Raw genomic sequence first — 25,568 nt, 5'->3', positions numbered from 1 at the left:
TTAATGGCGACATTCGTGAGACCAGACAGCTGTTGACTTTTATGGTTTAACCCTGAACGCAGAACCCTGAACCTTGGAACCTTTGTAAAGAAGACATGCTCAACAACAAATATATCAAGCTGGCGGTGATCGCCGGAGGGGTCATTGCGCTGGATCAGATTTCCAAAGAAATCGTTCTGCGCGCCGTCCCACAACACACGACGATCCCGGTGATCGACGGTTTTTTTAATCTGACCCATATATACAATCCGGGCGGTGCCTTTGGGCTTATGGCGAATCTGAGCCCGACCCTGCGAAGCATTATTTTTTTATTTATCTCGTCTTTGGCAGTCGGATTAATTTTTTATTTCTACAAAAAAACACCCAGGCAATACGTCGCGCTGGCAGCCGCATTTGCCTTGATTTTTGGCGGCGCCATCGGAAACCTCATCGACCGGATTCGATTTGGAATGGTAATCGATTTTCTGGATTTCTATGTGGGAAACTGGCACTGGCCCGCATTTAATATTGCCGACAGCGCCATTTCTGTTGGAATTGGGATATTTCTTTACCATATCATTTTTAAAAAAATGCCCGAATAGAATCTGGCCGCTTGATGTCGGCTTCGGCTCGGGTGATCGCTTGCGGCGCGTTATAGATGTCAAACTTTCGCTGCCGGATCCAATGGTGCTTTACGTTGTGCTTTGTGGTGTTTGCCGGTATCCAGGAGTTCAACACCATACCCTTTTTTCTCTGTTTGTCTGCAACAGATGACGGACAACCATCAATTGACAGCCACAGCAAAATGCCTGAACTCAACCATCAATTGCTGCCAAAGTACTTAAAGGATCTGGGTGGTGATTCCGAAAAGCCATTTGCGCCCGTCTATTTGTTGTTCGGTGAAGAACTGCTGGTCAAAACAGCCTATTCAAAGCTGCTGGATGTGTTGCTGCCGGAAAAAAAACGGCATGCAAACTATGATCCTATGGAAGGCGTTGTTGAGAATATCTATGATGTGATTGAACGGGTTAACACCTTTTCTTTGATACCCGGGACCAAAGTGGTTGCTTTGTTGGAATCAAGAATTTTTCATGCCACCCAGGATAAGACCCGCTTGATGGAAAATTCAAAAAAAGCCTATGATGATGACAATAAAAGCAAAGCCGCCAAATATTTATTAAGCTTGATGGGTAACTTAAGCCTGTCGTTTGATGATGTTGCGCCGTCGAACCGTCAATCCACACTATCGTTTGCGCAAGATTTAATCAAAAGCGATGAATGGTTGGATGACCTTATCGAATACTGCCAACAAAGTGATCTCAACATCCCCCCGCCGGCGGATTTGCCCGGGGCGCTGCAAAAAGCGATCAAAAAGGGATTTCCAGCCAACAATCACCTGGTAATTACCACTGACGTGGTTGACAAGCGACTGGGGTTGTACAAGCTGGTAAAGGAACAGGGTGTTATCATTGACTGTCGGGTTCCCAAAGGGGAGCGTCGCGCAGACCGGATAGCGCAAGACGCTATCTTGCAAAAAAAAGTGGTCGAAATCCTTCAGCCGGCAAACAAAAAAATGGACAAAGTTGCCTATGCGGCACTGCTGGATATGACCGGCTTTGACCTGAGAACATTCTGCGGCAATCTTGAGAAATTAGTGGACTATGTTGGCGATCGGGATACGATTACCGAAAAAGATGTGACCTCTGTTTTGAAACGCACTAAACAGGATCCGATCTATGAGCTGACCAATGCCATAGCAGACCGACAGGTGTCAAAAGCCCTATTTTATATCAATTCTCTCATCGCTGGTGGATTTCATCCCTTACAGATCCTTTCGGCAATTGTTAATCAGATCAGGCGGTTGCTGCTGGCCAAGGATTTTACCGCCAGCGAGGCAGGAAGAGGATGGCATGCTGGGGTCTCATACAACGCTTTTCAACAAAATATGATGCCATCGATTGTGGATTATGACCAATCCTTGCGCCGAACCCTTGAACAATGGGAGCAGCCTGAATATATGGTTGAAGATGTTGATGGTCTTGCTAAAGGCGGTAAAGATTCGAAAAAAAAGAAGATTCAAACCGATTTAGTGCTTGCCAGAAATCCTAAAAATAGCTATCCCGTTTATCAGCTGTTAAAGAAATCGGCTCGGTTTACGAAAACAGAACTGATGGCCGCCGTTGACCATTTGAACGCAACTGACCGTGAGCTTAAAACCAGCGGCCAGGATCCCAAACTAATTTTAGAGCGGCTGGTTTTAAGTGTATGCTATCGGCAAAAGGGGTCAGCCTGAGCAGGCCACTGGCTGCTGGTTCCTGGCAGCTGGCTGCAACTGATCATAAGCCAATAGCCATAAACATCACCATTACAGTATCATCTATTCGTTGATGCATAATGCCCTGGGAAAACAGGAACTGGAGAAATGGGTTTTTTCAAACAGCAGGAGGAGCGCCTGGCCATACGATTTATCACCTGGCGCTACCAAAAGCTGGGCAAAACAGTGCCCAATCAGGCGGAGCTCAACATTCAGGCATCTCAAATTGTCGCGGATGCGCATCGCATTGCACGCGAAAGGGGACGAAATGTTGTTGCCATAATCAAGGATTTGGTGAATGATATAAAGAAATAAACATTCTGGTGATGAAATTATTCGAAGCGCTCAATTTAGATAAGGAGGATATCTGATGGCTGACCAGTGGGTAGAGCAGCTAACCTGCGCCATACAATGCAATCGTTGCGACAAACAAATTGGCAGCGATGATCATCGGATTTTATCGGTATATGATCATCAAGCCATATGTATGGAGTGTAAACGACAAGAGGAGCAACGCCCTGATTATGAAGAGATATCCAAACAGATGATCGGGCAATGCCTAATTGATACAGAAATGAAATGGGGAGACCCGCAGGGATACTGCTATCATCACTTCTACCCTTTCAAATGCTAGAAATCCCACATCACCGGATTATCATCCAGATAATCGGTAACACCGCGCCCAATTTCATCGATTTTGGCCAGATCTTGTTGCGATAGGATCAAGGCGCCTGCCGCCGCGTTGTCGATTGCTTGATGGGCATTTCGAGCACCGGCAATGGCACAGGTGCCCGCATGCGATATGACCCAGCCCAAGGCCAATTGACCTAGCGTAACATTATGTTGCTTTGCAAGCGGTTCCAGGCGGGAGAGGGCTTCCTGAACGCGGGCATACATATCCGGCTGAAACAATCTATTTTTTGCCCGCACATCCCCTTTTTCAAATTTGTGACCCGGCCCAAATCTGCCCGTTAAAAACCCCTGAGCCATGGATGAGTAAGCCAAAACAGTGATATGGTTGTCAGCACAGAAGGGCATCAGATCTTTTTCTATATGTCGCCAGAAAAGGGAATACGGTGGTTGCAGGCTGTCGATGCGGCCGTATTGAAGTGCTTCCTGAAGCTGAGAGCGCGAAAAGTTGGAAACGCCGATCGAGCGGATTTTTCCCTGCTCTTTTAGTAAATTCATCGCCTTCATTGTCTCTGAAATGGGCACCGGTTTAAAGCCAAATGAATCCGAGGGCCAGTGGATTTGATAGAGGTCAATATAATCCGTCTGCAGGTTTTTGAGTGAACGCTCGCAGGCTGCCAGCACCTGATCGTGTTTGAGATGGTTAGCAAATACCTTAGTGGCATAAATAACCTGATTGCGGTGATCGGATATTGCCGATGCCAGTATTTTCTCCGAATGTCCTTTACCATAGGCTTCGGCTGTGTCGAATGTGGTCATACCGGCTTCATAGGCCGCACGAATCGCTCGGATGGTTTCTTGGTCATCTATGCCGACCCACATCTCTTTGCCGGCCTGCCAGAGGCCCATGATAATCGACGAAATTTGAATGCCCGATAGTCCCAGCTGGCGATATTGCATGATTTCCTCCATTCCTGTGATGTCAGAGATGTATTTGCATCTATCATACGACATTCTAACCATTTGAGTCCAAAAAACAAGAATCGCCGACGATGTGCACCGTCATTGGTTGCTCTTTTTCTCATGGGGTCTTATGATAACTCATATGCAAATCCTACCACAGCAGGAGATCGCTAATGACTACAGGCGAAAATGTTGATTTTTACCAGATTGACACCTTGCTCAGCAAAGAAGAAAAGACCATTAGAGGTATCGTTCGCGCATTTGTAGACCAGGAATGTATGCCGGTCATCGCTGAACATTTTGACAAGGCAACTTTTCCCGTGCAGCTGATTCCAAGAATGGCTGAGCTGGGCCTTTTGGGGGTGCATGTCGATGGCCACCGATGCAAACCGCGCAGCCACGCCGTTTATGGTCTCATCTGTCAGGAATTGAGTCGTTGTGACAGCGGCCTGCGGGCCATGTTTTCGGTTCAAAATTCCCTGGTCATGTTCCCCATTTATCAGTTTGGTTCAGAGAAACAGCGCAAAAAATGGCTGCCTAAAATGGCCCGCGGCAACATTATTGGCTGTTTTGGTTTATCTGAACCGGGATATGGCTCAAATCCCAGCGGTATGGAGACGTGGGCGCAAAAGACGAAAAATGGATATGTTCTGAATGGTAAGAAAATGTGGATTACCAATGGTACAATGGCAAAAGTGGCCATTATCTGGGCAAAATACGAAGGAGAAATTAGGGGTTTTCTGGTGGAATCCGACAGACCCGGGTTTCGCGCCACGGCAATTCAGCGTAAATTTTCCTATCGGACCTCCCCGACGGCGCTTATTGATCTAAAGGACTGTAGAGTTGATGCGGATAGCATCTTGCCGAATGCCAACGGTCTCAAATCCATATTTGAATGCCTTAATTTTGCCAGATATGGCGTTGCCTGCGGTGCAGTTGGATCAGCCATTGCCTGTTATCAGACAGCCAGACAGTTTGCCCTTGAGCGGCAGGTATTCGATCGTGCCATTGCCGGCTATCAGCTGGTTCAAGATCGGTTGGCTCGCATGCTGATTGAAATCACCAAAGCGCAGTTAATTAATTTTCATCTGGGGCGATTACTAGATGCTCACCAAGCCCGGCCGGCACAAATATCGCTGGCAAAAATGAACAACGTGCAGGAAGCTATTAAGATCGCACGCATTGCGAGGGATATCCTCGGGGCGCGGGGTATCCTGGCGGATCACCATGTCATCCGGCATTTATGCGATCTGGAGGCGATCAGTGCTTTGGAGGGGACGAGCAGTATGCATACGCTGGTGTTGGGGCAGGAGATTACGGGTATCTCAGCCTTCACCTAAACACTGAAACCTAACGCTTTAGAAACCGATAGACTGGAAAAAACTGAATAATGCTTTTGAGGGGAAACAACCAGGAATGTATCTAGCGCGTAAAACCATCGAAGGTGTGCTGCATTATTATATCCGGGAATCCTACTGGGACGGCCAACATTACGTAAGCCGGGATTTATTTGACCTGGGCACCAATCCGGGTGAGCACATTATCTATCCGGGAGGAAACGCATTTTATGTCGACCCGGACATCGAAGATCATTTAGAAGGACTGGGCGTATCCACGCCGGCAGATGACCTTGAAGATATTTTTTGGCCGTTTTTAAATCCGCGGATTCAACACGCATTGGAGCATTTTCGCAATCGAGGCAAACGTTCACAACAGGTAAGGGTACCCAGTGGTGCGCCGGCCAAAACCAAGCTGCAGGTGCATATTTTCGATAAACGCCGGTTGCATTATCTTAAATTTGGCCGTATGGAGCAGGGCTATTTGTGGCTTGTGCCACATAAAGTTTTCAATGTATTGCGCCACAAATCCAGAGACGAAATTGAGCAGCAATTTATCCACATGGAGCGACAATTAAACCCCCGAGAATATAAAGCTTACAGCTATGTCATTTTTGATATCAACCGTTTCTTTGCCGAATCGTTTGCTGCCAAAAAGCCACAGTTTTTAAAGCAAAAGGATATCGACGATTACTTCATTGCGGAAATCTGCAAATTAAATGGTGACCCGGATTTTTGGGCTGGTATGGCGTTTGATGGTTGGCTGCATGAATACTTAGTGCGCTATCTGTTCATGTTCTTTGATTTCGATTTTGCGCCGCGTTCCTGGGTGGAAGACTACATTCGCAACTTTATTAACAGCCGACGTTTTCATCAATCACCGTCACGTGACAATACGGTTAGTATGAAAGACGCCAGCTCGATTTTCAATGAGACCGAAGACACTCTCCAAAAATTGAACCGACAGGAGCTGAGTCGTCTTTTCCGGCGCAGAGCACGGGCTCTTCACCCGGATCAGGGCGGTGATCAGGAAAAGTTTGTTGAATTAACTCGGGCCTACGATGCTCTTTTGCGAACCAAAAAAGATTAGCGCAGCATTATAGGCACCGTCATGCGATCCTAAAGTGTGTTAACTTTCGGTTTTGAGCGATTCCCCAAAAAGACAGCCAGTGTGGGGGAATAAAATCCGGGGCAGGCTAAACTTAAGATTAATTATGGCAAGGGTTTTTGAACCGAAGCTTTTATGCGGACCAAAGGGGTGGGTATCTATGCGGTTTAGGCATCGTAACAGTGTTCTGATGGTCATAGTGGTCATCGTTGCTGCCATAGGTTGTGCGAGCCGGGTTGCATATCGATTTGAAAGCGATTCGCAAAGGCCGCCGGAAACAGTCCGTTTTTTCGCAGAGCTGGATGCTGCCGTTTACAAGACCGGGGTGGGACACGGCGCTGATTTTCGAATCGAAGGTTTTCCCTATTTACGGGCCAATCGGTTTCTTGTTTCCCTAAAACAGCGGCTGGAAAATGATGCTCAAAGACGTCAATGGGTTTTTTTGCTGCAGCAATTGAATTTAGCTGCCCGCAAAGCGGAAATCCAGAATTTGCCGGCAGCCCAGGTGCAACGATTGGTCACCGATTTCGGTTTGGGGCCGGGTCGTGAAAATTTAATGGCCAAAGTTGTGGTTGCTTCCGATCAACTGCTAACCCATGATCAACGTCAGCCTGATTTCTTTGAAGTTTTGAACGTGGCTGTTCAAGACTCAAGTGAGTATTCCACCCTGATGCGGGTTTTTGGTTTGTACCCCCTGGCTGCCATTCCGGTTGCCATTGTCACCCTGCGCGTCAATAACGAGATTGCTGAATGGCATCAATTGCCTGAAGATGAGCGGCCGATTCTGGGCACCTTAACCACTTATGGACCAGCAGATTGGATGGCATTCTCCGGGCCGGAAATTCGCAAGATGATGGAACGGTCCAGGAAAAACCCACTGGGCATTCCTTTGCCTTCGGTGGACGATCAAAACAAATTGCTGGCGATGTTTGCGCCGCTTATTATTCAGGATGAGGCCGCCGATTATGATAAACTTGGTGCGGTTGTATGGACGGTCCGGCAGGTAAGCGTGGACGCCGACAGGCCTCTGATGTATTTTTATTTTTCACATGCCTATTTAAACAACACGCCAATATTACAGATCAATTATGTGATCTGGTATTCGGAACGCAGCGGGCCCAATTCGCCACGCATCGAACGCGGCAATCTGGACGGATTAACCATACGCGTCAGTTTGGATGAAAACGGCAGCCCTTTCATGGTCGATGTCATGAACAACTGCGGCTGTTATCATTTTTATGTTCCGCGCCATGAGAGGGTTGAACGGATTTTACCTTCACCAATGGCAATCGATGCCTTCGTGCCAGCCTGGCTGCCGGATGATTACCCCCGACAAAGATTGGCCATTCGCGTTATGTCAGGATGGCACCAGGTGGAGCATATAGGGTCTCGCAGCATGCCATCCGATTACAGGCCCTATCAATTCGAGCCCTACGATCGCTTAGAGATGCTGCCGAAAGCAGATGCCCGGCATGAAAGTATATTTAACTCAAGGGGCATCGCAAAATATACGGAACGGGTGGAATCGGATATCTTTATCCCCATGGGTGTTCCTCAAGTTGGTCGTATGCGACAGCGCGGTCATCATGCCATCAAATTCGTCGGACGGGCACATTTCGACGATCCCTACCTTTTTGATGAGCACTTCGAATTCAACCTAAATTGAACTTACAAACTTAGCTGATCGATTGCCCGTTGACTTATGGATACAGATTCAGCTATTTGAGGTTTGTAAGATGGCATCGAATTAGCCCCCGTCACAATAAGTTGCTGATCAGGTAGCAAATATGAAATTAAGGAAAATCAGACTGTGAAAAAAGACGCGTGTTTCGATTTTAGCCTACCGGTAGAGCGGCGAAATACCGCCAGTATGAAATGGGACAAATACAAGGATCGCAACATCATCCCGCTGTGGGTGGCCGACATGGATTTTTGTTCACCGCCGGCCGTTATTGAAGCCCTGCGCCAGCGCATTGACCATGGTGTTTTCGGATATACGATTGCACCGGAAAGTTTAAAGGCCCTCGTGGTTGAAAAGCTTGAAGCCGATTATGGCTGGACCACACAACCCGAATGGCAGGTGTGGTTGCCCGGGCTGGTAACCGGCTTTAATGTGGCCTGCCGTGCCGTCGGTCAGGACAATGATGATGTCATGACAGCCATACCGGTTTATCCCCACTTTCTGACTGCCCCCCAAAACTCCCGGCGCAACTTGATAAAAGTGCCCCTGCGGGAAAAAGACAATCAATGGTCATTTGATTTCGATCGTCTGGAAAAAGCGATAACCCCCAACACACGACTGTTTATACTCTGCAATCCGCATAATCCGGTCGGACGGGTATTCAGTCGCGACGAACTCACCACTCTGGCGGCTATCTGTGAAAAACACGATATCATTATCTGTTCCGATGAGATTCATTGCGAATTAATTCTGGACGACGATAAGAACCACATCCCGACGGCAACCCTCGATGCGGCCATCGCCCGGCGGACCATTACTTTGATGTCGCCCAGCAAAACCTATAATTTGCCGGGTCTGGGGTGTGCTTTCGCCGTCATCTCTGATAAAGATCTGCGTAAACGCTTTATCAAGGCCACGGCAGGCATTGTCCCGCATGTTAACGTTATGGGCTATACGGCTGCTGAAGCCGCCTATCGGGGCTGCGCTGACTGGCATACACAACTACTGGATTACCTTCGCGGCAACCGGGACACGGTAGCGCAGGCTATGGCCGCCATGCCAACGCTTTCCATGGCGCCGGTTGAAGCCACCTATTTGGCCTGGATCGATGTGCGCAACGCTGACTTGCCGACACCCGCACGGTTTTTTGAAAATGCCGCTGTGGGTCTTCAGGACGGCATCGAATTTGGCGGCCCCGGATTTGTGCGTCTTAATTTTGGCTGTCAGCGGCAACAGTTGGAAGAGGCGCTGGCTCGAATGAAACAAGCCATGGACAAACATATCGCCTGAACGTATCGCCATCTCCATAAACGCTTTTGTAAAGATCACATCATCAGGAAATGAAAGATGCTCGAAATCAATATCCCCGGACACAAAACATTACAACTGAAGCATATCGTTTTGGACTATAACGGGACGATTGCCTGTGATGGGGCGCTAATCGCGGGTGTCAGCGAAAACCTGACGTCCCTGGCGGATACGCTGCAGGTGCATGTTCTAACGGCTGATACTTTCGGCAACGTTCATGACAATTTAGAAGGTCTTGACTGCCGGCTTTCGATTCTTGCCCCGGATGCCCAGGATATGGGCAAGCTAAACTACATCAAGGCGCTGGGAATTGATCATGTTGTTTGTGTGGGCAACGGGCGTAACGATCGCCTCATGCTAAAGGAGGCGGCCCTGGGTATTACCGTCATATTGCAGGAGGGGGCCGCGGCTGGTACGGTCGCTGCCGCCGATATTGTTTGCTCTGATATTGTTTCCGCGCTGCAGTTGTTACAACATCCATTGAGGCTGATTGCCACGCTGCGCTCGTAAGAAAAGGTTCAGGGTTCAAAGGTTCAATCGTTCAAGGTTTTAGAAATCGCATGTAACCTTTTACCATATTTTGCATGAAAATTTATGAGATAAAATGATATTTATCCTTTATACTTGATCGGCAATTTATATTACAGAACTTGTTTAATGACCATGCTATCATTGAATATATTTTAGATTTCTCATTAATTTTTATGCAAAAAGGAGGGGTGAATGAAGCAGGACATATTTCAAGTCGATGCCTTTACAGACACGCCATTTGCTGGCAATCCGGCAGGTGTTTGTGTGCTGTCGCAAGCCGTCGATGAGACCTGGATGCAGCAGGTGGCCAATGAAATGAATTTGTCAGAAACCGCTTTTTTGGTAGAACAGGATGACGGTTATCACCTTCGCTGGTTTACCCCAGCGGTCGAGGTTGAATTGTGCGGGCATGCCACTTTGGCCAGCGCCCATATTTTGTGGGAGCAAGGTTTTTTGCCGGCAGACAGCCCGGCACGATTTTATACCCAAAGCGGTCTTCTGAGCGCCGTACGCAAAGATTCCTGGATCGAAATGGACTTTCCGGCTGAGCCCGAGAAGCCTGCTGATTTCCCGCAAGAGGTCTTCAAAGCCTTTGGGGCTGATGCGCTGTATGTTGGTAAAAATCGATTTGATTATCTTCTAGAATTTGCTTCGGCTGATACCGTACGGAATATGGCGCCGAATTTTTCCATGCTCAATGAGATTTCCGGACGAGGATTTATCGTTACCAGCCGCTCGGATAAGGAAACGTGTGATTTTATTTCGCGGTTTTTTGCGCCGGCAGCCGGTATTAACGAAGATCCGGTCACTGGGTCGGCGCATTGCTGTTTAGGGCCTTATTGGGCCGATAAGCTGAATTTAAATGAGCTCACCGGCTATCAGGCCTCAGCGCGGGGAGGTGTTGTCAAGGTGAGGGTTGGCGGTGATCGGGTCTACCTCATTGGGCAGGCGGTAACCGTTATGCAGGCAACTCTTTTTTAAATATAAGAATATCAGGTCAGGATTAAGGCTTAAATGGGCTTCAATTTTGCCATAATCGGCGGTGGGTTAACGGCAACCACGATGCTGTTTCAACTTGTCGAAAAAGTGCGGCAAGAAAATAATCAAATCCTGGCAAAGCTCCCACAAGTTCAAATTCAGATTTTTGAAAAACAAGATACCTTTGGACCCGGCTTTCCGCATTGTGATCGCAACGTCATGCCCTTTCACATTACGAACATGTGTGCCGAAGACATGGGTATTGTATTGGACCAACCAGCTGATTTTCAGAGATGGGTGGTCCATCATCACCATCGATTCAAAGAGTCTCCCATGTGGTTAGCTAATGCAGCCAACAACCCAGCCCCTTGCAACCATTACCCCCGTGCCATAATGGGCGCATATCTGAAAGCTAAATTTCAGGAGTCCTATCATAAAGCTCAAAAACTCGGTTTGACGGTTGCGCTTCATTCCCAGTCTGAAGTGATCGATATTGAGGAGAAACGCGATAAAATTCACCTGACCGTTAAGCATCTTGGATCTGGATCAACTTTCTCATGTGTCGCTGATCGTGTCTTAATTGCCACGGGCCACTGGTTTGAAAAGATGGAAGGAGCGACATACTTTCCCTCACCTTGGCCAGCGGAAAACTTGCTCCAAAAGATACCGGTCGGTGAAAAGATCGCTGTTATTGGAACCAGCTTAAGTGCCATCGAGGTTGTATTAACGCTCACCTCTGATGGACATTTTATTCGTGATGATTTTAATCAGCTGGTTTTTGTGCCGCCAGCTAATCCGAGACGGTTCGTGCTTTATTCCAGAAGAGGATTGTTGCCAAAGGTCAGGGGCAAGATGGGAACCTACCGCAACACGTTTCTGACGCGCGAGAATCTGGATAGCTTGATTGCTGAAAACCAGGGATATGTCAAGCTCGAGGCCGTTTTTGAGTTGTTAAGCCGTGAACTGAAAGCGGCATACGGCCACAGTATCGATTGGCAAGCAGTTCTAAATCCGACCCGTACACCGACTGATCTCTTACAGCAATATTTGGAAGACGCGAGAAAAGGAGATGGGCCGAATGGTGAGCTCATCTGGCAAACGGTGCTTTACCAGTCATTTGATATGGTCAGAGAAATTTATCTGAGATTATCTTTAGAAGACAGAGCGCATTTTGATCGTGAATATACCTCGGTTTTCTTTACCCATGCTGCTACTCAGCCTGCCATAAATGCTGAAAAAATTTTGGCCCTCATGCGGTGCGGACTTGTTGACGTCATCAAGCTGGGAAAAGATTACCAGTTTGCAAAAAATGACACCAAGGGCGTTTACGACTTTCTTTACCCAAATAATGCTGGGATTCAACAAAGAGACACATATACGTATGTTGTCGACGCCCGCGGGCAGGCGAAATCCGTCCAGACCGATCCTTCGACATTCATGAAAAATTTGCTGGGTCGGGGTATTGTTCAAATTGAAGAAATCCAAGACGTCCCACTTGTTGACAAACGAGGTGCCTCAGCCAATCAACAGAAATCGAAACCACAGGTTTACCAAACCGGTAGCATTTGGATCGATCCTTATTCCCATTTTATCATTCGACGGGTTTCTGGCGATAAGCTCGATCAATCGAAAACCGTTTACGCTGTTGGTGCCATGACAAGAGGTCAGATTATTGATGCGAGTATGGCGCGTGGTATCGTGCGGTCAACGGCCACAATTGCGGAAGGCCTGATCGATTATCTGAAAGCATCTTAGCAAAAATGCTATCAACTTATGAATTGACCCATTGGCGATATTGATGTGGCCGCCACATTAGAGGTAAAGCGACCAGATGGGTTGCATGTTTTCGAAGGAGAGGTCGATGCCTCTCCTCCTGAAATTTTCTATCCGCCGACCTCACCAGGAGCCAGGTCGCGCCAGGCGCGGTCTACACTACTTCCGATGGTGCCGAAAAGATCGTCGAGTTCATTTTTCAGTGGTGACCAGTCAGAAGGGCACTCTGTTTCAAGCTTTTGCACACGCAACTGTGCATTAGTAACCTCTTGCTCTATCTGTCCGATCAGGGGAAGTATTTTTTCCCTTTGCTCCGTTCCATAACTGTCTGCGACCTTTTTCATCGCTTCGAGCTTTTCTTTCCACCCAGACGCTTCAGCCAACATTGCTTTGCAGTAGTCTTTTACCTCCATGATCGCTCCCTTCGTCTCCAATGCCTTACGTTATCGATATTTACGGTAGCTAAAAGGTATACGGGTAAAATTACGGTAACACTTTATTGCAGGCAGTCAAGCAAGACAAGGAAAATCTATTGTATTATATTGATATCACAATAAATTTAATTTATCTGCCTTAAGACAACCCTCTTTAGGGCTGTGATCGTGCTGAATTGCAGCCATCGAACTCGCTATTTTGCTGCGTGAGATCAAGATCTAGATTTCAATTTGGCAGAAAAGCGTCAAGGTTTAATATCTGAGGCGTAGCATCCATTCGATTGGAGCCGGGAAGCGGCCAATGGACTATGAATGGCCGGTGCTGCTTGATGAGGGCGGCGGGTGTCGGCTTTCCTGGTACTAGGGCTCGATGGGATAGTGATATTTGACGCCCACACCGAATGTATAATCGGAATTTTTGGCGGCCAGCTCTCTGCGCCATCGAACCTGCACCCGATAGATATCAGGGCTGGCATCATAAGGTGAACGCTCGATGCCAATATAAATTTCAGATCCGGGCAGCGGCGCATAATCGGACTCGAAATACATACCACCGCGGCTGTAGTTATACATTTTAGCTTTATAATGGGTTCCTGCCGGTAAATTTTCAAGCAGGATATTGGCGGTGTGCTTTACACGCGCCGCGCCGCGTTGCTCTGAATCTATCATTCATGCCCCCTTCCACCTGGATGCGACATCCCAATCGTTTTGCAATCGCTTCGTAAAATGGTGTTGGCCGACACCATTTTAGAGATGGTGACCAACTGACAAATAAACCCAAAGCCCAAAGAAGTCAAAGAAAAAAGCAATCGGTTTTGAAAATAAATATAGAGTAATATTAATAGGTTATTTTTATAAGGGCTTATGTTATTGTTTATAGCCGATTTTTCTCAGAAATTCCTTGCGAACCTCGATATCCGCCTCATTTTCAATGCCTTTAGATTTATATCCATCAATGACACCCAAAATTCCGCGTCCCAGCTCGGTTTCAGCGATAATGACCTCAACCGGATTTGCAGTGGCGCAAAAGATTCGACAGACTTCGGGCACATTTTTAATCGCATTCAAGACGTTAATGGGGAAAAGATCCTTCATAAAAATAATAAAGCTGTGCCCGGCAGATAGATTAAGGGCGTTTTGCTGTGCCAGTTCCAAAAGGGCATCATCTGTGGCAGCATGCCGGATCAGGCATACATCTGATGCTTCGCAGAAGGCCACAGCAAATTTTGCCATGGGGACTGTGGTCACCATGGTTTCATAGATGTCTTCAACGGTCTTGATAAAATGAGACTGGCCCAGGATAAAATTGAGTCCTGCCGGATTTTCGATTTTAACGGTAGTGATTTCCATAAAACCCTCCAGCGTGAAAATGTTGTCCTTTTTTCATAAAACAAAAAATTGCCGGCGTGTAAAAATAAATCTTGACCTGCGTGCGTGGGTCTGATAATTGCTCATTTTTATAAGCCTGTGATACGTTGTGGCATCTTAACTGAGCACCACAAACTCCTCCAGGCTTACCGCTTTAAGCCCGGATTGCATCCAATGACACGTGCGTGAGTAAATGTAGCCTCCCACTGCTGCGATCCGGGCTTTTTTTGTTATCCCCCGATGGCGCGCATTTGCCCACAGACATGTGCCGACTTTTGAGGCGCCAAGTTATGATTTGAAGGCTTATGTATGACGGTATTCAGAAAGATTTGCGCCAAATCATTGTCCGAACCATTTTCTCTGATCACTTTTTTCAAATTTTCTTGACGATCACTCAGCAGGCAAGGTCTGAGTTGACCACTGGCAGTCAGTCTGAGTCGATTGCATCTGTCGCAAAAATGCTGGCTAATTGCCGGAATAAAACCGACCTCACCCTTGGCATCTGTATATTGATAACGCTGGGCCGGCCCGTCATGGGTGATTTCCCGTATCGGCTCCAGATTGCCGAGCACGCTGATACGATCTTTTATTTCCGGAACCAGTAGCGGTGGATCCGGACTAAAATCGGCCTGGCCGATGGGCATGTATTCAATAAAGCGGACATGAAACGGAGATTGAAAAGAGAGGCGCGCCATATCAACAAGCTCATCGTCGTTGACGCCCCGCAAGGCGACTATATTTAGCTTTATCGGGTAAAACCCCGCTCGATGGGCCGTTTCGATTCCTTGCCAGACCCGTTCAAATCTATCAAAACCGGTAATATCGTGATATTTCGATCGACTGAGTGTATCAAGGCTGATATTGATTCTGGATATACCGGCGGCCTGGATTTTTTCGATGTTCTCATTCAAATAAACGCCATTGGTGGTCAATGACACATCTTTGAGACCTTCAGTGGCAACCAATTTATGCAAAAAATTATAAACACCTTTTCTGACCAGCGGCTCACCCCCGGTAATGCGTACTTTAGATATACCCAGACGGGTGGCCACGCGAACGACCCTTAAGATCTCTTCGTAGGTCAATATATCAGCGTGAGACAGTTTGGGAATTAATTCTTGTGGCACGCAATAACGGCACTGCAGGTTGCAACGGTCGGTTATGGATATTCGCAGGTAATTCAAATGGCGGTTGCAGCTGTCAATTAGCTTGGATGGTTTTGATGCCATTATGTCGAATTCGGATTGCAATTAGGCCTCCTGGAATTCTTTCATCTGTTGGGGGTCAACTTCGAATTTTTCACGGTACTCAGGAATTTCAATGATTGGAGGCCGCTCATGACCTTCTATTTTGAAAATATCAGGTTCATACTTATCATTAACAAGGTTGTATTGAATCATCTCAGTAAATAGTTCATCTCTTAGATCGATTAGCCCCATGCGGATTTTGCGATTGATAAAGGTTTTCAAAATGACAAAGGCCATCCGCCCTAAGGCTTTGGTATCTTGATTACGATGTATGCGACGATCCAGATCGACTTGAGCCATGACATCCAGGCCCCACTTTTCGTAAATATCCATATTCATGCTGGTTTCAACCCCGTAGCCGATGGGAAACGGGATGCGTTCAAATACTTCGCGGAAACCGGCATATTCTCCTGAAAGCGGTTGAATTAATTGGGTGAGTTCTGGAAAAAATAACGAAAACAGCGGGCGGATAACCAGCTCTGTAACACGGCCGCCTCCGGTGGGGCGCATCTTCTTTTTGCCGATTGAAATCGGCCGATCGTAAAATGCTTTTACAAATTTAATGTCGTCATTAAGCAGCAATGGGCCCAGCAGACCATACGCAAAGCGATGATGAATATTTTTGATGTCGGCATCCAGGTAAACGATAACATCCCCCTTGGTAATAAAAAGGGCTTTCCAGAGATTTTCGCCTTTGCCTTTATAAGGTTCCAGGTGAGGTAAGATATCAGAGGCCTGATAAACATCAGCGCCGTATTGCTGGGCAATGTCGCAGGTTCGATCGTTTGAGCCGGAATCGATGACCACGATTTCATCCAGCAATGGATAGCGGGTCATCAGCTCTGATTTCATGATGATGATTTCTTTGGCAATGGTCTTTTCTTCATTAAGCGTCGGCAGACACAGGGAAATTTTAAGGTTCTTTTTGGACTTTGCGTCGACCAATCTGTTCAGATCCTTGAAGTCCGAATAATGAAACGTATTTTTCTCAAGCCATTTAATGTTCATCGCACACCCCACTGTCGATTGCCTTCAATACGCCGATAACCTGAGCAATTCCCCGGTACATGGGCTCAATTTCCATTGTGGCGTTTTCCTTGTAGCGGTTCTCGCCGTTGGTGACGCCCAGCGTAACGGCTGGAATCTTGCGCGAAAGAAAAATAGACAGCGCAGATTCTGTCGGCTTGGTAATCGGTTTAATGCCCAAAGCGTTTAGGACCGATGCCGCCTGTTTCACCAGCGGGTGGTTGTGCTTCAGGCGCGAAGCCCTCAGGTTACTGATGGTTTTCAAATTAATATCGGCTTCATATCTGTGACCAATGCCTTCAACAATGTCTCGAATTTCTCCGAATAGATTTTTAACGACTTTATAGGAGTCACTGCGTATCTCGAACCCCAGATTTGCTTCGGGAGCCAGTCTGCCGTGATTGGCACCACCGTTGATTCGCCCGATGACGATTCTTGACCGGGGCCTTTGGGAAAGCTTCAAGTTCATGATCTCGTTGATGACCTCATTTACAACGATGATCGCATTGGGTGTGTATTCGTTCAGTCGATTTCTTTCATCAGAAATAGTGCACCCAATTTCGCCCCGGATCATTCCATCCGAATAATAATTGAGGCGTCCCAATTCAATGCCTTCAACACAGATGCCGCCCCTGATGGGAGTGGGCCATGTTTTTAGCAGATGTCTGACGCCGCGCAGATTTCCCTTGCCAATGGATTGGATGGTACCGGCCAGCACAATATCGGATTCAAAAGAGATATCCAATTGTTTAAATATGGCCGGTAAAGATGTGATCACACCGACACCCAACGAGTTGTCCAACAGCCCGGGGCCGGTGATGGTGTTTTCTTTGATGGTGTAATTTAGCGGGCGATTTTTTTCATAAAACGTGTCCATATGGGCCAGAACAAAAATGGGTGGCTTGCTGGCATCAGTTCCACGAATAATGCCGATCGGGTTGCGATAGCCATCGGTGGTGACTTCGTCTACCTGAAATTCGGCCAAGCGCTCCATGAACAGTTTGCTACGCTTTTTTTCGCGAAATGTCGGCGCCGGGGTTTGGCCGATCAACACGATATTGGTGATAATGATTTCGCGCAGAGATTTTATTTTATTGACAAGGTCGGGTAATTGTTCAAAAAAGTTTGCCATGGCGCACCTTAGCACTTTTTGTTGATTGCAGCGCAGGGCAAATTTTGGATCACGGTCCGGCAGATCGCTGCACAAAACCCAATGATATCAGCGGGCCGTTTCGGGGATCCAAGAAATTTGCAAATGACCAGTGCTGAATACATATACGAAACGTTAAACCAATTTAAGTTACACTAAATTCCAAGATAAGGTCAACATCTCATCATCAATCAGCCAAATTTTTGCGGGTCGTGTATAATCATAGATATCTATAATTGTTTGAATTTTTATTCATTTTTAGTTATATGGCAAAGAGGGATAGGGTCATCTTAACTGACTGCTCAGCCATCTTTTTATTGGAATGAGTACATATTATTTCAGCATGTTATCGAAGATAGCGATGCACAGGATATTTTTAGCGCTGGTCTTACAGCAAAGGTCGATCGGACCTGCCGGCGCCTACTCAAGGAGGAAAAAATATGGCAAATCGTGAATATTATGACCTTGTTATTATCGGTGGCGGTCCCGCCGGCCTATCAGCCGCCATATATGCCCTCAGAGCATCGATGCGCACGGTTTTAATTGAAAAAGCCGCTGCTGGCGGACAGATGACGCAGACCGACGCCATTGAAAACTATCCCGGATTTAAAAATATTAACGGCTTTGATCTGTCTGAAAAATTTCTGGACCATGCCAAATCCTACAACTTGGAGGTCCTTTCCCAGGAAGTCACCGCCTTGGAACCGGGTCTTGATTGGCATACCATGGCGCTGGATAACGACGAGCGCCTTAAATCGCATACGGTGATTTTGGCTGCTGGTGGCCAGCCTCGCAAACTGAACATTCCGGGCGAAGATGAATTATACGGCAAGGGTGTCTCATACTGTGCGGTGTGTGATGGTTTCTTTTTTCGTAACAAAACCGTTGTGGTGGTTGGCGGCGGTGACACGGCCGCAGAAGAAGCGCTGTATCTTTCCAAAATTACTGCCAAGGTATATCTGGTTCATCGGCGGGATGCCTTACGGGCCAGTTCGATCTTGCAGCAGCGTGTGATGGCTGACAAAAAAATTGAGATTCTCTGGGATTCCATTGTCACATCCATTGATTCACATGCCGATCAAGTCAGCGCCGTTGCGTTGCAGAACACCCAGACCGGTGAAACGCGAAAGTTGGCCACAGATGGGGTTTTTATCTTTATCGGGTTTGACCCCAGCAACCAGCTGGTGCCCGCCGGCACCAAAGTCAATCCCGACGGGTATGTGTGTACCGATGAAAAGTGTGAAACCAATCTGCCCGGTGTGTTTGCTGTCGGTGATGTAAGGGAAAAATACGCGCGCCAAATCGTGCTATCGGCAGCTGACGGCTGCACCGCAGCGTTGGCAGCGGCTTATTACGTTGAAGTTAAACGGGCGGCTGAAAATTTATAAAAATTTGATTTTGCATGAAAATTAATGTGAAAATAAAAAGCCATGTTAAGACAGTAAGTTAAACAAATTCAAGACATACAACAAAACAGCTATCAGATATAATGAAAAAAAATCCTTTGACACGTAGAGAACTTGTCTTGCGATTACAGATAATTAGACCCACCGCCATCAATGGCGTTTAAATTATTCATTAATTTTCATGCAAGATACAGGTATTAATGTTTTTGTGATGCCAGCTCTTCAATAACGCCGTACCAGAGAAATGGCAGGCTGATCAATGCAAAAACCCCCAGGATGACCAAAATGATATTGATGATGGTTCTCGAGCGGCTGACGAAGTGCGAAGATAGATTGAAGTAGCGTCTGACATAAGATGATTGGGTGGCTTGTTGAACAATATAAAGAATTAGGATTGGCGCGACAACCCAAACGACACTCAGATCTTCACTGATGAAATGCCATTTTTTGAGAACTTCGGCAACGATGACCCCGAAACCGGAAAGTCCCAGCAGGCAAAAGATAAACCAGGATATCGATTTAAGGCGACCCATGGGTATATCAACACTCTGATTTTATAAACGTGCTTCCCTGATGGCGCCAAACGCGGCAAAACAGGCATTTTTATGCAAAAGCTCGACACGGTCGAATCCGACTTTGCGCAGAAGCGCCAACTGGTAGGTGACGGGTCGAGGTGAATCTTCCTTGTCGATATAGTCAAAGACCTTCGCGCGATAGTCATCACCGCCCAGCGAGTAAAGATAGTCACCATACCGTTGCCACATCAGTTCCTGGATAGGCTCCGTCTCATGGGACACCAGGTCCGTAATCCAGACGCTGCCGCCCGAAGCCGTCAGCCCAAAGATTTTTTTAAATACAGCCTCCCAATCTTTTTTATCCCGTAAATGATGCAAAACAGCTGCTGCTAGAATGACATTATAGTGGTGTGCGGGCAGCTCAATTTCACGAAAATCGCCCTGTAACGTTCTGATATTACCGCGATTGACGGCTGCGATGCGCTCATGGGCTTTTTCCAGCATAGGGTGGCTAAGGTCCACCAGATCAACATCAAACGGGCTGACGTATTCAGACAGCTTTAGGGTGTTATTACCCGCGCCGCAGCCGATGTCCAAAACGCGCTGGATAGTTCGGGTAGACCCAACCGCTGCCCGGCTGATTAACTCCATGGCCAGGGGGGCATCCATTATGGTTGTGGCTCCGTTTTCAAGATTAGAAAAACGTTCGACATCCCGGTCAAATCTTTTCTTGATGTCCTTAACTGATGATTTTTCTTCAAGGGGTCTTCCCATTTTTTTCACCATCTGGCTAAAAGCGATAAAAAGCCGTCTATTAATTTGAATCAGCTTTCTTTTTGAAATAATTGAATCATCAATTCCAGGTCACCGCTAACGGTATATTTTTGCTCCATAAACATTTGCTGTCCATCGGCTTTGCGCGTCATGATATCCATCCATAATTCAAAAGGTGTCACAATGGTGATGTCGGGATTCTCTGCGTGACCTTGTTCAGCAAATACATTATCTTTTTCAATGATGAAGTGGCAAGCATCGGTCACTTCATCTGAAAAATGAAATTGCAAAATTTTCTTCTCTTCACCGACGGCTTCCTTATTCAGCCCCATGGGGAAGGTCCTCATAAAGCTTTCGATGGTATCCGGCCTTGGAACCAGATTTTTCTCGCGGAATTCTTTGGGTGTAACACCTTCGGCAACACAAGTCTTCCAGAATACATTACTTGTCAGGGCAAATGTTTGAAAATCAATGAAAGGCTGTTGGATCTGTTGCAACGTTTCAGCGGAAACTTGCCGGGAGTCAACCAATTCGCTCCCAGCCTGAACCGTTGCCGCAAGTACCGCTGCTTTTGCGTCCTTATCCCGATATAATATTTCTGCCGCTGGGCGATATATTTCAGCCAATAGTTGGTTGCGGCGGTCCAGTAAAAATTGGACATAGTGTGAAAGCTGATCAAAAACGGACATCTCAATAAAGCCCGCCACCGACAGCACAACCGCATCGGGAGGGGTGTAGCGCAGGGGGTGCGCACTGCGGTTGCCTTGTTGTTCAATAAAGGGTTCTAAAAATGGGATCGTGCGCTCCATGAAAGCCTTCATCTCGGCGTTGAGGGTATAGTTATACAAGGGCGTCGCATAAACCGCTATATCCGAATCAAGCCACTTGGGGAACAGTTCTTTGGTCATGTCGTCTTTGTGCAGACATTTACCGGGGGTTTTGGTCCAGCAGGTGTAGCAACCGATGCAATAGTTGATTTTTTTTTCACGCAGATTGACGACTTCCACCTCTGCGCCTGCGTCTTGCATACCTTCGACAAGATGATTGAGCATCAGTTCGGTTTGGCTTTGCCCCCCGGTGCGGGGGCTGGAGTTAAGGGCCAGTATTTTCATGTTGTCCTCCTTGTCTAGCCGGCTTTACGCTGAGATAAGCCGAGTGAGAAAAGACCCCAATCAGTTGTCATTTCTTATCCGCGTCGAGCTGTCAAGACTTCTTTTCGAAAATGCGATCAGGTCAATTGTTCTGGTAAAATTGGAGGATGGCGTCTACCAGACCGGGGATGGTGTAGGATTCGGCGGAGATATGGACTTGAAAACCCAGTTCTTTAGCGGTATCGGAGGTAATCGGTCCGATACTGGCAATGGTGACATCTTGGATGAGCGCCTTAAAATCTGTTGGCGGTAAAAGCGCTTTAAAATTTGTTACGGTGGACGAGCTGGTAAAAGTGATCATATCCACCCGCTTATCCTTGAGCTGCTGGATGAGATCATCCATATTTTCGGCTGCTTTTAAGGTTTCGTAGGCCGGTATTTCAGTGACGGCAGCGCCCATTTTTGTCAGCTCTTGCGGTAAAATCGGACGGGCTTCCTTAGCACGTGGCAGCAGTATTTTTTTGCCCTTTAAATTTTCTTTTTTAAATGCTTTTATCACCGATTCTGCTCGGTATGTTTCGGGCACGATATCACTGGTCAATCCAAATTCCAGCAAGCGGGCAGCAGTGGCCGGACCAATGGCCGCTGTTTTCAAGTGACCCAATACCCGTACGTCATTACCGGCGACAAATAGCTGCTCGAAGAAATAGCTGACCCCGTTGACGCTGGTAAAGACAATCCAATCATAGGTGGATAGGCCCGCGACTGCCTGCTTGAGAGGCTGGGGATCTTTGGGTGCTCTAATTTCAATGGTTGGGTACTCAAGGCATTCGGCACCCAGTTCCTCAAGCCGCTTGACCAGATCACTGGCCTGTTGGCGCGCACGGGTGACGACGATACGTTTCCCAATCAGCGGTCGTTCCTCAAACCATTTCAGCGATTGACGCAATGTGACGACATCACCAACCACTATAATGGCCGGTGCCTTCAAACCAGCTGCCTGGGCCGTATCGGCAATTGTGCTCAGTGTTCCGGTAACGGTTTTTTGACGGGAAGTCGTGCCCCATCGAATCAAGGCAACCGGCGTATCCGGCGATTTGCCGTTGTCGATTAAACGCTTTGATATATTGGGCAAATTTTTAACGCCCATGAAAAAAACAAGGGTGCCGATGCCCTTGGCCAGCGAAGACCAATTAATGCTCGTTTCTGCTTTGGTTGGATCCTCATGGCCGGTTACAAAGGCCAGGGTCGAGGTTAATTGACGATGGGTCAGTGGAATACCGGCGTAGGCTGCTGCGGCAATGGCAGAAGTAACGCCGGGAACGATTTCAAATGCGATGCCGGCTTTCAAAAGCGCTTCAGCCTCTTCACCACCGCGGCCGAAGATAAACGGGTCGCCGCCTTTAAGTCGGGTGATCACGCCTCCGGATTGGGCTTTTTCGACGAGCAAATGATTGATCTCATCCTGGGAAAGGGTGTGGTCGCCGCCTTTTTTGCCAACATAGATCAGCTCGGCGGATTTACGGGCGTGTTTTAACAGGGCAGGGGCAGCCAGGTAGTCATAGATGATGACATCTGCCCTTTGGATACATTCTTTGCCTTTGACGGTGACCAGACCCGGATCACCGGGACCGGCACCGACCAGATATACTTTAGCTTTCATAGCCCTCGGGTGATATGGTTTTAAGTTGTTCCAAGATGTGATCCGCTCCCCTGGCAAGCAGCTCTTCAGCCAAATCGATACCAATGGTCTCCGATGAAGCAATCGGCCCGCTTTTTTCCCCTTTGATGACCTTGGCACCATCAACATCTGCTACCAACCCGATAAGCGTAAACGTCTGATCACTGATGGTTCCGTGACCGGCAATGGGTACCTGGCAACCGCCTTCGAGCCGCTTGAGAAAAGCGCGTTCGCCGGCAACCACTGCCCGGGTGGGTGCATGATCCATGGTCGCGACCATCGGGCCCACAGCCGGGTCATCGGTGCGAGCCTCCACACACAAGGCGCCCTGGCCGATTGCTGGCAGCATGACCGTAGCGTCCAGGTATTCGGTAATTTGATGTTCCAGATTCAGCCGTATGACCCCCGCTGCTGCAAGGACCAGGGCGTCAAAATTTTCAGACGCCAGCTTTTTAAGCCGCGTATCAAGATTTCCTCGGATGGGCTGGATGACCATATCCGGTCGGGCATGCCTGAGCTGAGCACCGCGCCGCAAACTGCTGGTGCCGATAACACTGCCTGCAGGCATTTCCTTGAACGGTTTGCCATTGCGGGAGATAAAGACATCCACCGGGTTTTCACGCTGTGGGATCGCCCCGATACACAGTCCTTCCGGAATGTCAGCTGGCATATCTTTCATGCTGTGAACCGCAATATCAATGCGGCCGGTCAGCAATGCTTCTTCAATTTCTTTTACAAAAAGGCCTTTGCCGCCCACCTTGGCAAGGGGCACATCCAGAATCTTGTCTCCTTGGGTTTTTATGATGGTTATCTCGATGGGAGTTGATGGGAATTTTTTTTCAAGAAAGGATTTGGTCCAGTTGGCCTGCCACAGCGCCAGTTTACTGCCACGGGTTCCGATTCTGATTGGATCGTTCATCTGACTCAATGGCCGCAGCCGTCGCAACTCGATGCTGCGCAGCCGCCGCAGGAAGATGCCCCGGCAGAACTGGATACGGTTTCCCCACCACTGCCTTTTGAGATAAACCCGCAAGGGGACATCAGTTTGGACACCTTTTTACTCTTGCAGGAAGGACAGTCGGGCTTTTCGCTTCCAAAAACCAGGTACTCAAAATCTTGGTCGCAGTTATTACAGTGATATTCGTAAATCGGCATAGCGTTCTCCCGCTATTTAGTATAGTCGTCTCAGGCCTCTCTGATTAAGTAATCATCACGGCTTCAAAAGCAAGGTTTCAGAATGAAATCAAGTCAGAAAAACGTAAATAAACATAAAATCCGCAGTGCTGTCAAGCTTCGAGCTGCTCAATTACCCCAGCGGCAATCAATGGCAGCATGATTTCATGGTGCCCGACCAAATTGACACCTCGTCCACCGCGGGCTGTCGGGCGCTGGACAACATTGGTCAAAGGCCGATAGTGTTGGATAAAATCCAAATTAACTGTGGTGAATTCATTTAGTTTGTGGCCCAGGTTGCGCGCCAGGGTGACGGCCTTTAGAAAAACTTCCGGTAAGATGACCGCGGACCCGACATTCAAATAGACGCCCTTTTGAAGACGGGCCACCATGGCTGACAATAAGCGGAAATCGCGGTGAGAGGCCTCGCCGGTTCGGGCGGCGTCACATTGCGGATGCATGTGAACAATATCGGTTCCGATGGCGACATGCACAGTGACTGGAATCCCCAGCCGATAGCCGGTCGCCAGAATGCTCTGCTGGTTGTAGGGCAATTTTTTTTCATCAATGGCGCGCCCAACGGCTTGCCCCAGCCCCTCTGTGTCCGGCTGCATATCAACCAGCGCTTTCCCCAAAAATATAGCGGTATCCTCAGCCATGCCAAAGGAACCATCATCGATTGCAGCGGCGACGTCTTCAGACGTGTGACCAACCATGGCCAATTCGACATCATGCACAATGCCGGCACCATTGAGAGCCACACAATCCACAATACCGCGCTCCATCAGATCAATTACCACCGGATTCAGTCCCACCTTGATTACATGCGCGCCCATTCCCATAATCACCATTTTTTTAGCGCGTGCAGCGGTTGCCAGCGTGTTGATAACCCATTTAAGATCGCCGGCGGCCAGAATGTCGGGTAGTTTTTTTAAAAAGTCTTTAAAAGCGCATCCTTTCTGCCAGGTTTTTGCAAAACTGCTTGTGCTCACCTTGCTGGTGCGCTGCGCCAATGAATAGGTGTTAACCTGTCTGAGGTCCAGTGGTTTTATTGATTTGGGCATAATCGTGTCCATTCAACGGAGGTTATCTTAACAGTCA

The 25,568-nt window shown here is 47.7% G+C and carries 26 protein-coding genes; 12 read left to right on the top strand and 14 right to left on the bottom strand.

Features of this window, described 5'->3' with window-relative positions:
- Window positions 1–95 precede the first annotated feature (95 nt).
- The 4 genes from lspA to QNJ26_11930 all read left to right on the top strand — a co-directional run bounded on the left by lspA (window position 96) and on the right by QNJ26_11930 (window position 2,927).
- Entirely contained in the window at window positions 96–581 is a 486-nt protein-coding gene (gene lspA / locus QNJ26_11945) for a signal peptidase II (GenBank protein ID MDJ0986246.1), read from the top strand.
- Between the two features lie 56 nt (window positions 582–637).
- Complete coding sequence (locus tag QNJ26_11940; protein MDJ0986245.1) at window positions 638–2,272, top strand: hypothetical protein; 1,635 nt, start codon at window positions 638–640, stop codon at window positions 2,270–2,272.
- A gap of 129 nt (window positions 2,273–2,401) precedes the next feature.
- Window positions 2,402–2,608, top strand: coding sequence for a hypothetical protein (locus QNJ26_11935; protein MDJ0986244.1), 207 nt, complete (start codon window positions 2,402–2,404; stop codon window positions 2,606–2,608).
- 55 nt (window positions 2,609–2,663) lie between these two features.
- Window positions 2,664–2,927 (top strand): hypothetical protein, encoded by a 264-nt coding sequence (locus QNJ26_11930; protein ID MDJ0986243.1) that lies wholly within the window; start codon window positions 2,664–2,666, stop codon window positions 2,925–2,927.
- Here QNJ26_11930 and QNJ26_11925 read toward each other — a convergent pair.
- Window positions 2,924–3,883, bottom strand: a complete 960-nt coding sequence (locus QNJ26_11925) for an aldo/keto reductase (protein MDJ0986242.1) — start codon at window positions 3,881–3,883, stop codon at window positions 2,924–2,926. The two genes, QNJ26_11930 and QNJ26_11925, sit on opposite strands and share 4 nt — an antisense overlap.
- A 176-nt stretch (window positions 3,884–4,059) precedes the next feature.
- Between QNJ26_11925 and QNJ26_11920 the strand changes: the two genes are divergently transcribed.
- The 7 genes from QNJ26_11920 (at window position 4,060) to QNJ26_11890 (ending at window position 12,584) form a co-directional block, all read left to right on the top strand.
- Entirely contained in the window at window positions 4,060–5,226 is a 1,167-nt protein-coding gene (locus QNJ26_11920; GenBank protein ID MDJ0986241.1) for an acyl-CoA dehydrogenase family protein, read from the top strand.
- Between the two features lie 76 nt (window positions 5,227–5,302).
- The gene (locus tag QNJ26_11915; GenBank protein ID MDJ0986240.1) at window positions 5,303–6,313 is read left to right on the top strand and encodes a J domain-containing protein; all 1,011 of its coding nucleotides are present in this window, start codon (window positions 5,303–5,305) and stop codon (window positions 6,311–6,313) included.
- 178 nt (window positions 6,314–6,491) lie between these two features.
- Entirely contained in the window at window positions 6,492–7,997 is a 1,506-nt protein-coding gene (locus QNJ26_11910) for a hypothetical protein (GenBank protein ID MDJ0986239.1), read from the top strand.
- 144 nt (window positions 7,998–8,141) lie between these two features.
- Entirely contained in the window at window positions 8,142–9,302 is a 1,161-nt protein-coding gene (locus QNJ26_11905; protein ID MDJ0986238.1) for a PatB family C-S lyase, read from the top strand.
- 57 nt (window positions 9,303–9,359) lie between these two features.
- A complete protein-coding gene (locus QNJ26_11900; protein MDJ0986237.1) occupies window positions 9,360–9,830 on the top strand; it encodes an ATPase P in 471 nt (156 codons plus the stop codon).
- A gap of 213 nt (window positions 9,831–10,043) precedes the next feature.
- A complete protein-coding gene (locus tag QNJ26_11895) occupies window positions 10,044–10,832 on the top strand; it encodes a PhzF family phenazine biosynthesis protein (GenBank protein ID MDJ0986236.1) in 789 nt (262 codons plus the stop codon).
- A gap of 33 nt (window positions 10,833–10,865) precedes the next feature.
- Window positions 10,866–12,584, top strand: coding sequence for an FAD/NAD(P)-binding protein (locus tag QNJ26_11890; GenBank protein MDJ0986235.1), 1,719 nt, complete (start codon window positions 10,866–10,868; stop codon window positions 12,582–12,584).
- Between the two features lie 128 nt (window positions 12,585–12,712).
- Here the strand turns inward: QNJ26_11890 and QNJ26_11885 are convergent, their stop codons facing one another.
- From QNJ26_11885 to QNJ26_11860, 6 genes are all read right to left on the bottom strand, one after another.
- On the bottom strand, window positions 12,713–13,015 hold the full coding sequence (locus QNJ26_11885; GenBank protein ID MDJ0986234.1) for a hypothetical protein: 303 nt from the start codon (window positions 13,013–13,015) through the stop codon (window positions 12,713–12,715).
- A gap of 381 nt (window positions 13,016–13,396) precedes the next feature.
- The gene (locus tag QNJ26_11880) at window positions 13,397–13,705 is read right to left on the bottom strand and encodes a PilZ domain-containing protein (GenBank protein MDJ0986233.1); all 309 of its coding nucleotides are present in this window, start codon (window positions 13,703–13,705) and stop codon (window positions 13,397–13,399) included.
- A 198-nt stretch (window positions 13,706–13,903) separates the two neighbouring features.
- On the bottom strand, window positions 13,904–14,386 hold the full coding sequence (locus QNJ26_11875) for an adenosine-specific kinase (protein MDJ0986232.1): 483 nt from the start codon (window positions 14,384–14,386) through the stop codon (window positions 13,904–13,906).
- 248 nt (window positions 14,387–14,634) lie between these two features.
- The gene (gene moaA / locus QNJ26_11870; GenBank protein MDJ0986231.1) at window positions 14,635–15,654 is read right to left on the bottom strand and encodes a GTP 3',8-cyclase MoaA; all 1,020 of its coding nucleotides are present in this window, start codon (window positions 15,652–15,654) and stop codon (window positions 14,635–14,637) included.
- A complete protein-coding gene (locus QNJ26_11865) occupies window positions 15,655–16,659 on the bottom strand; it encodes a glucosyl-3-phosphoglycerate synthase (GenBank protein ID MDJ0986230.1) in 1,005 nt (334 codons plus the stop codon).
- Entirely contained in the window at window positions 16,649–17,809 is a 1,161-nt protein-coding gene (locus QNJ26_11860) for a M20/M25/M40 family metallo-hydrolase (GenBank protein MDJ0986229.1), read from the bottom strand. Before QNJ26_11860 ends, QNJ26_11865 begins: the two co-directional genes overlap by 11 nt.
- A gap of 458 nt (window positions 17,810–18,267) precedes the next feature.
- Between QNJ26_11860 and trxB the strand changes: the two genes are divergently transcribed.
- Window positions 18,268–19,215 (top strand): thioredoxin-disulfide reductase, encoded by a 948-nt coding sequence (gene trxB / locus QNJ26_11855; protein ID MDJ0986228.1) that lies wholly within the window; start codon window positions 18,268–18,270, stop codon window positions 19,213–19,215.
- A 215-nt stretch (window positions 19,216–19,430) separates the two neighbouring features.
- Here the strand turns inward: trxB and QNJ26_11850 are convergent, their stop codons facing one another.
- The 7 genes from QNJ26_11850 to QNJ26_11820 form a co-directional block, all read right to left on the bottom strand.
- Window positions 19,431–19,766, bottom strand: coding sequence for a hypothetical protein (locus QNJ26_11850; protein MDJ0986227.1), 336 nt, complete (start codon window positions 19,764–19,766; stop codon window positions 19,431–19,433).
- A 21-nt stretch (window positions 19,767–19,787) separates the two neighbouring features.
- Window positions 19,788–20,522, bottom strand: coding sequence for a class I SAM-dependent methyltransferase (locus QNJ26_11845; protein ID MDJ0986226.1), 735 nt, complete (start codon window positions 20,520–20,522; stop codon window positions 19,788–19,790).
- Between the two features lie 50 nt (window positions 20,523–20,572).
- Window positions 20,573–21,634, bottom strand: coding sequence for an NAD(P)H-dependent oxidoreductase (locus tag QNJ26_11840; protein MDJ0986225.1), 1,062 nt, complete (start codon window positions 21,632–21,634; stop codon window positions 20,573–20,575).
- A 121-nt stretch (window positions 21,635–21,755) separates the two neighbouring features.
- Window positions 21,756–23,276: a uroporphyrinogen-III C-methyltransferase gene (cobA, locus tag QNJ26_11835; protein MDJ0986224.1), complete on the bottom strand. Its 1,521-nt coding sequence runs from the start codon at window positions 23,274–23,276 to the stop codon at window positions 21,756–21,758.
- Window positions 23,266–24,213, bottom strand: a complete 948-nt coding sequence (gene hemC, locus QNJ26_11830) for a hydroxymethylbilane synthase (GenBank protein ID MDJ0986223.1) — start codon at window positions 24,211–24,213, stop codon at window positions 23,266–23,268. Before hemC ends, cobA begins: the two co-directional genes overlap by 11 nt.
- Before the next feature lie 5 nt (window positions 24,214–24,218).
- Complete coding sequence (locus tag QNJ26_11825; protein MDJ0986222.1) at window positions 24,219–24,449, bottom strand: zinc ribbon domain-containing protein; 231 nt, start codon at window positions 24,447–24,449, stop codon at window positions 24,219–24,221.
- 131 nt (window positions 24,450–24,580) lie between these two features.
- Window positions 24,581–25,531, bottom strand: coding sequence for a deoxyhypusine synthase family protein (locus QNJ26_11820; protein MDJ0986221.1), 951 nt, complete (start codon window positions 25,529–25,531; stop codon window positions 24,581–24,583).
- Between the last annotated feature and the right edge of the window lie 37 nt (window positions 25,532–25,568).

It is taken from the genome of Desulfobacterales bacterium (assembly GCA_030066985.1).
Taxonomy (GTDB): Bacteria; Desulfobacterota; Desulfobacteria; order Desulfobacterales; family JAHEIW01; genus JAHEIW01.
Note: the sequence above shows the minus strand (reverse complement) of the source record. Positions and strands in the feature narration are given on the sequence as shown.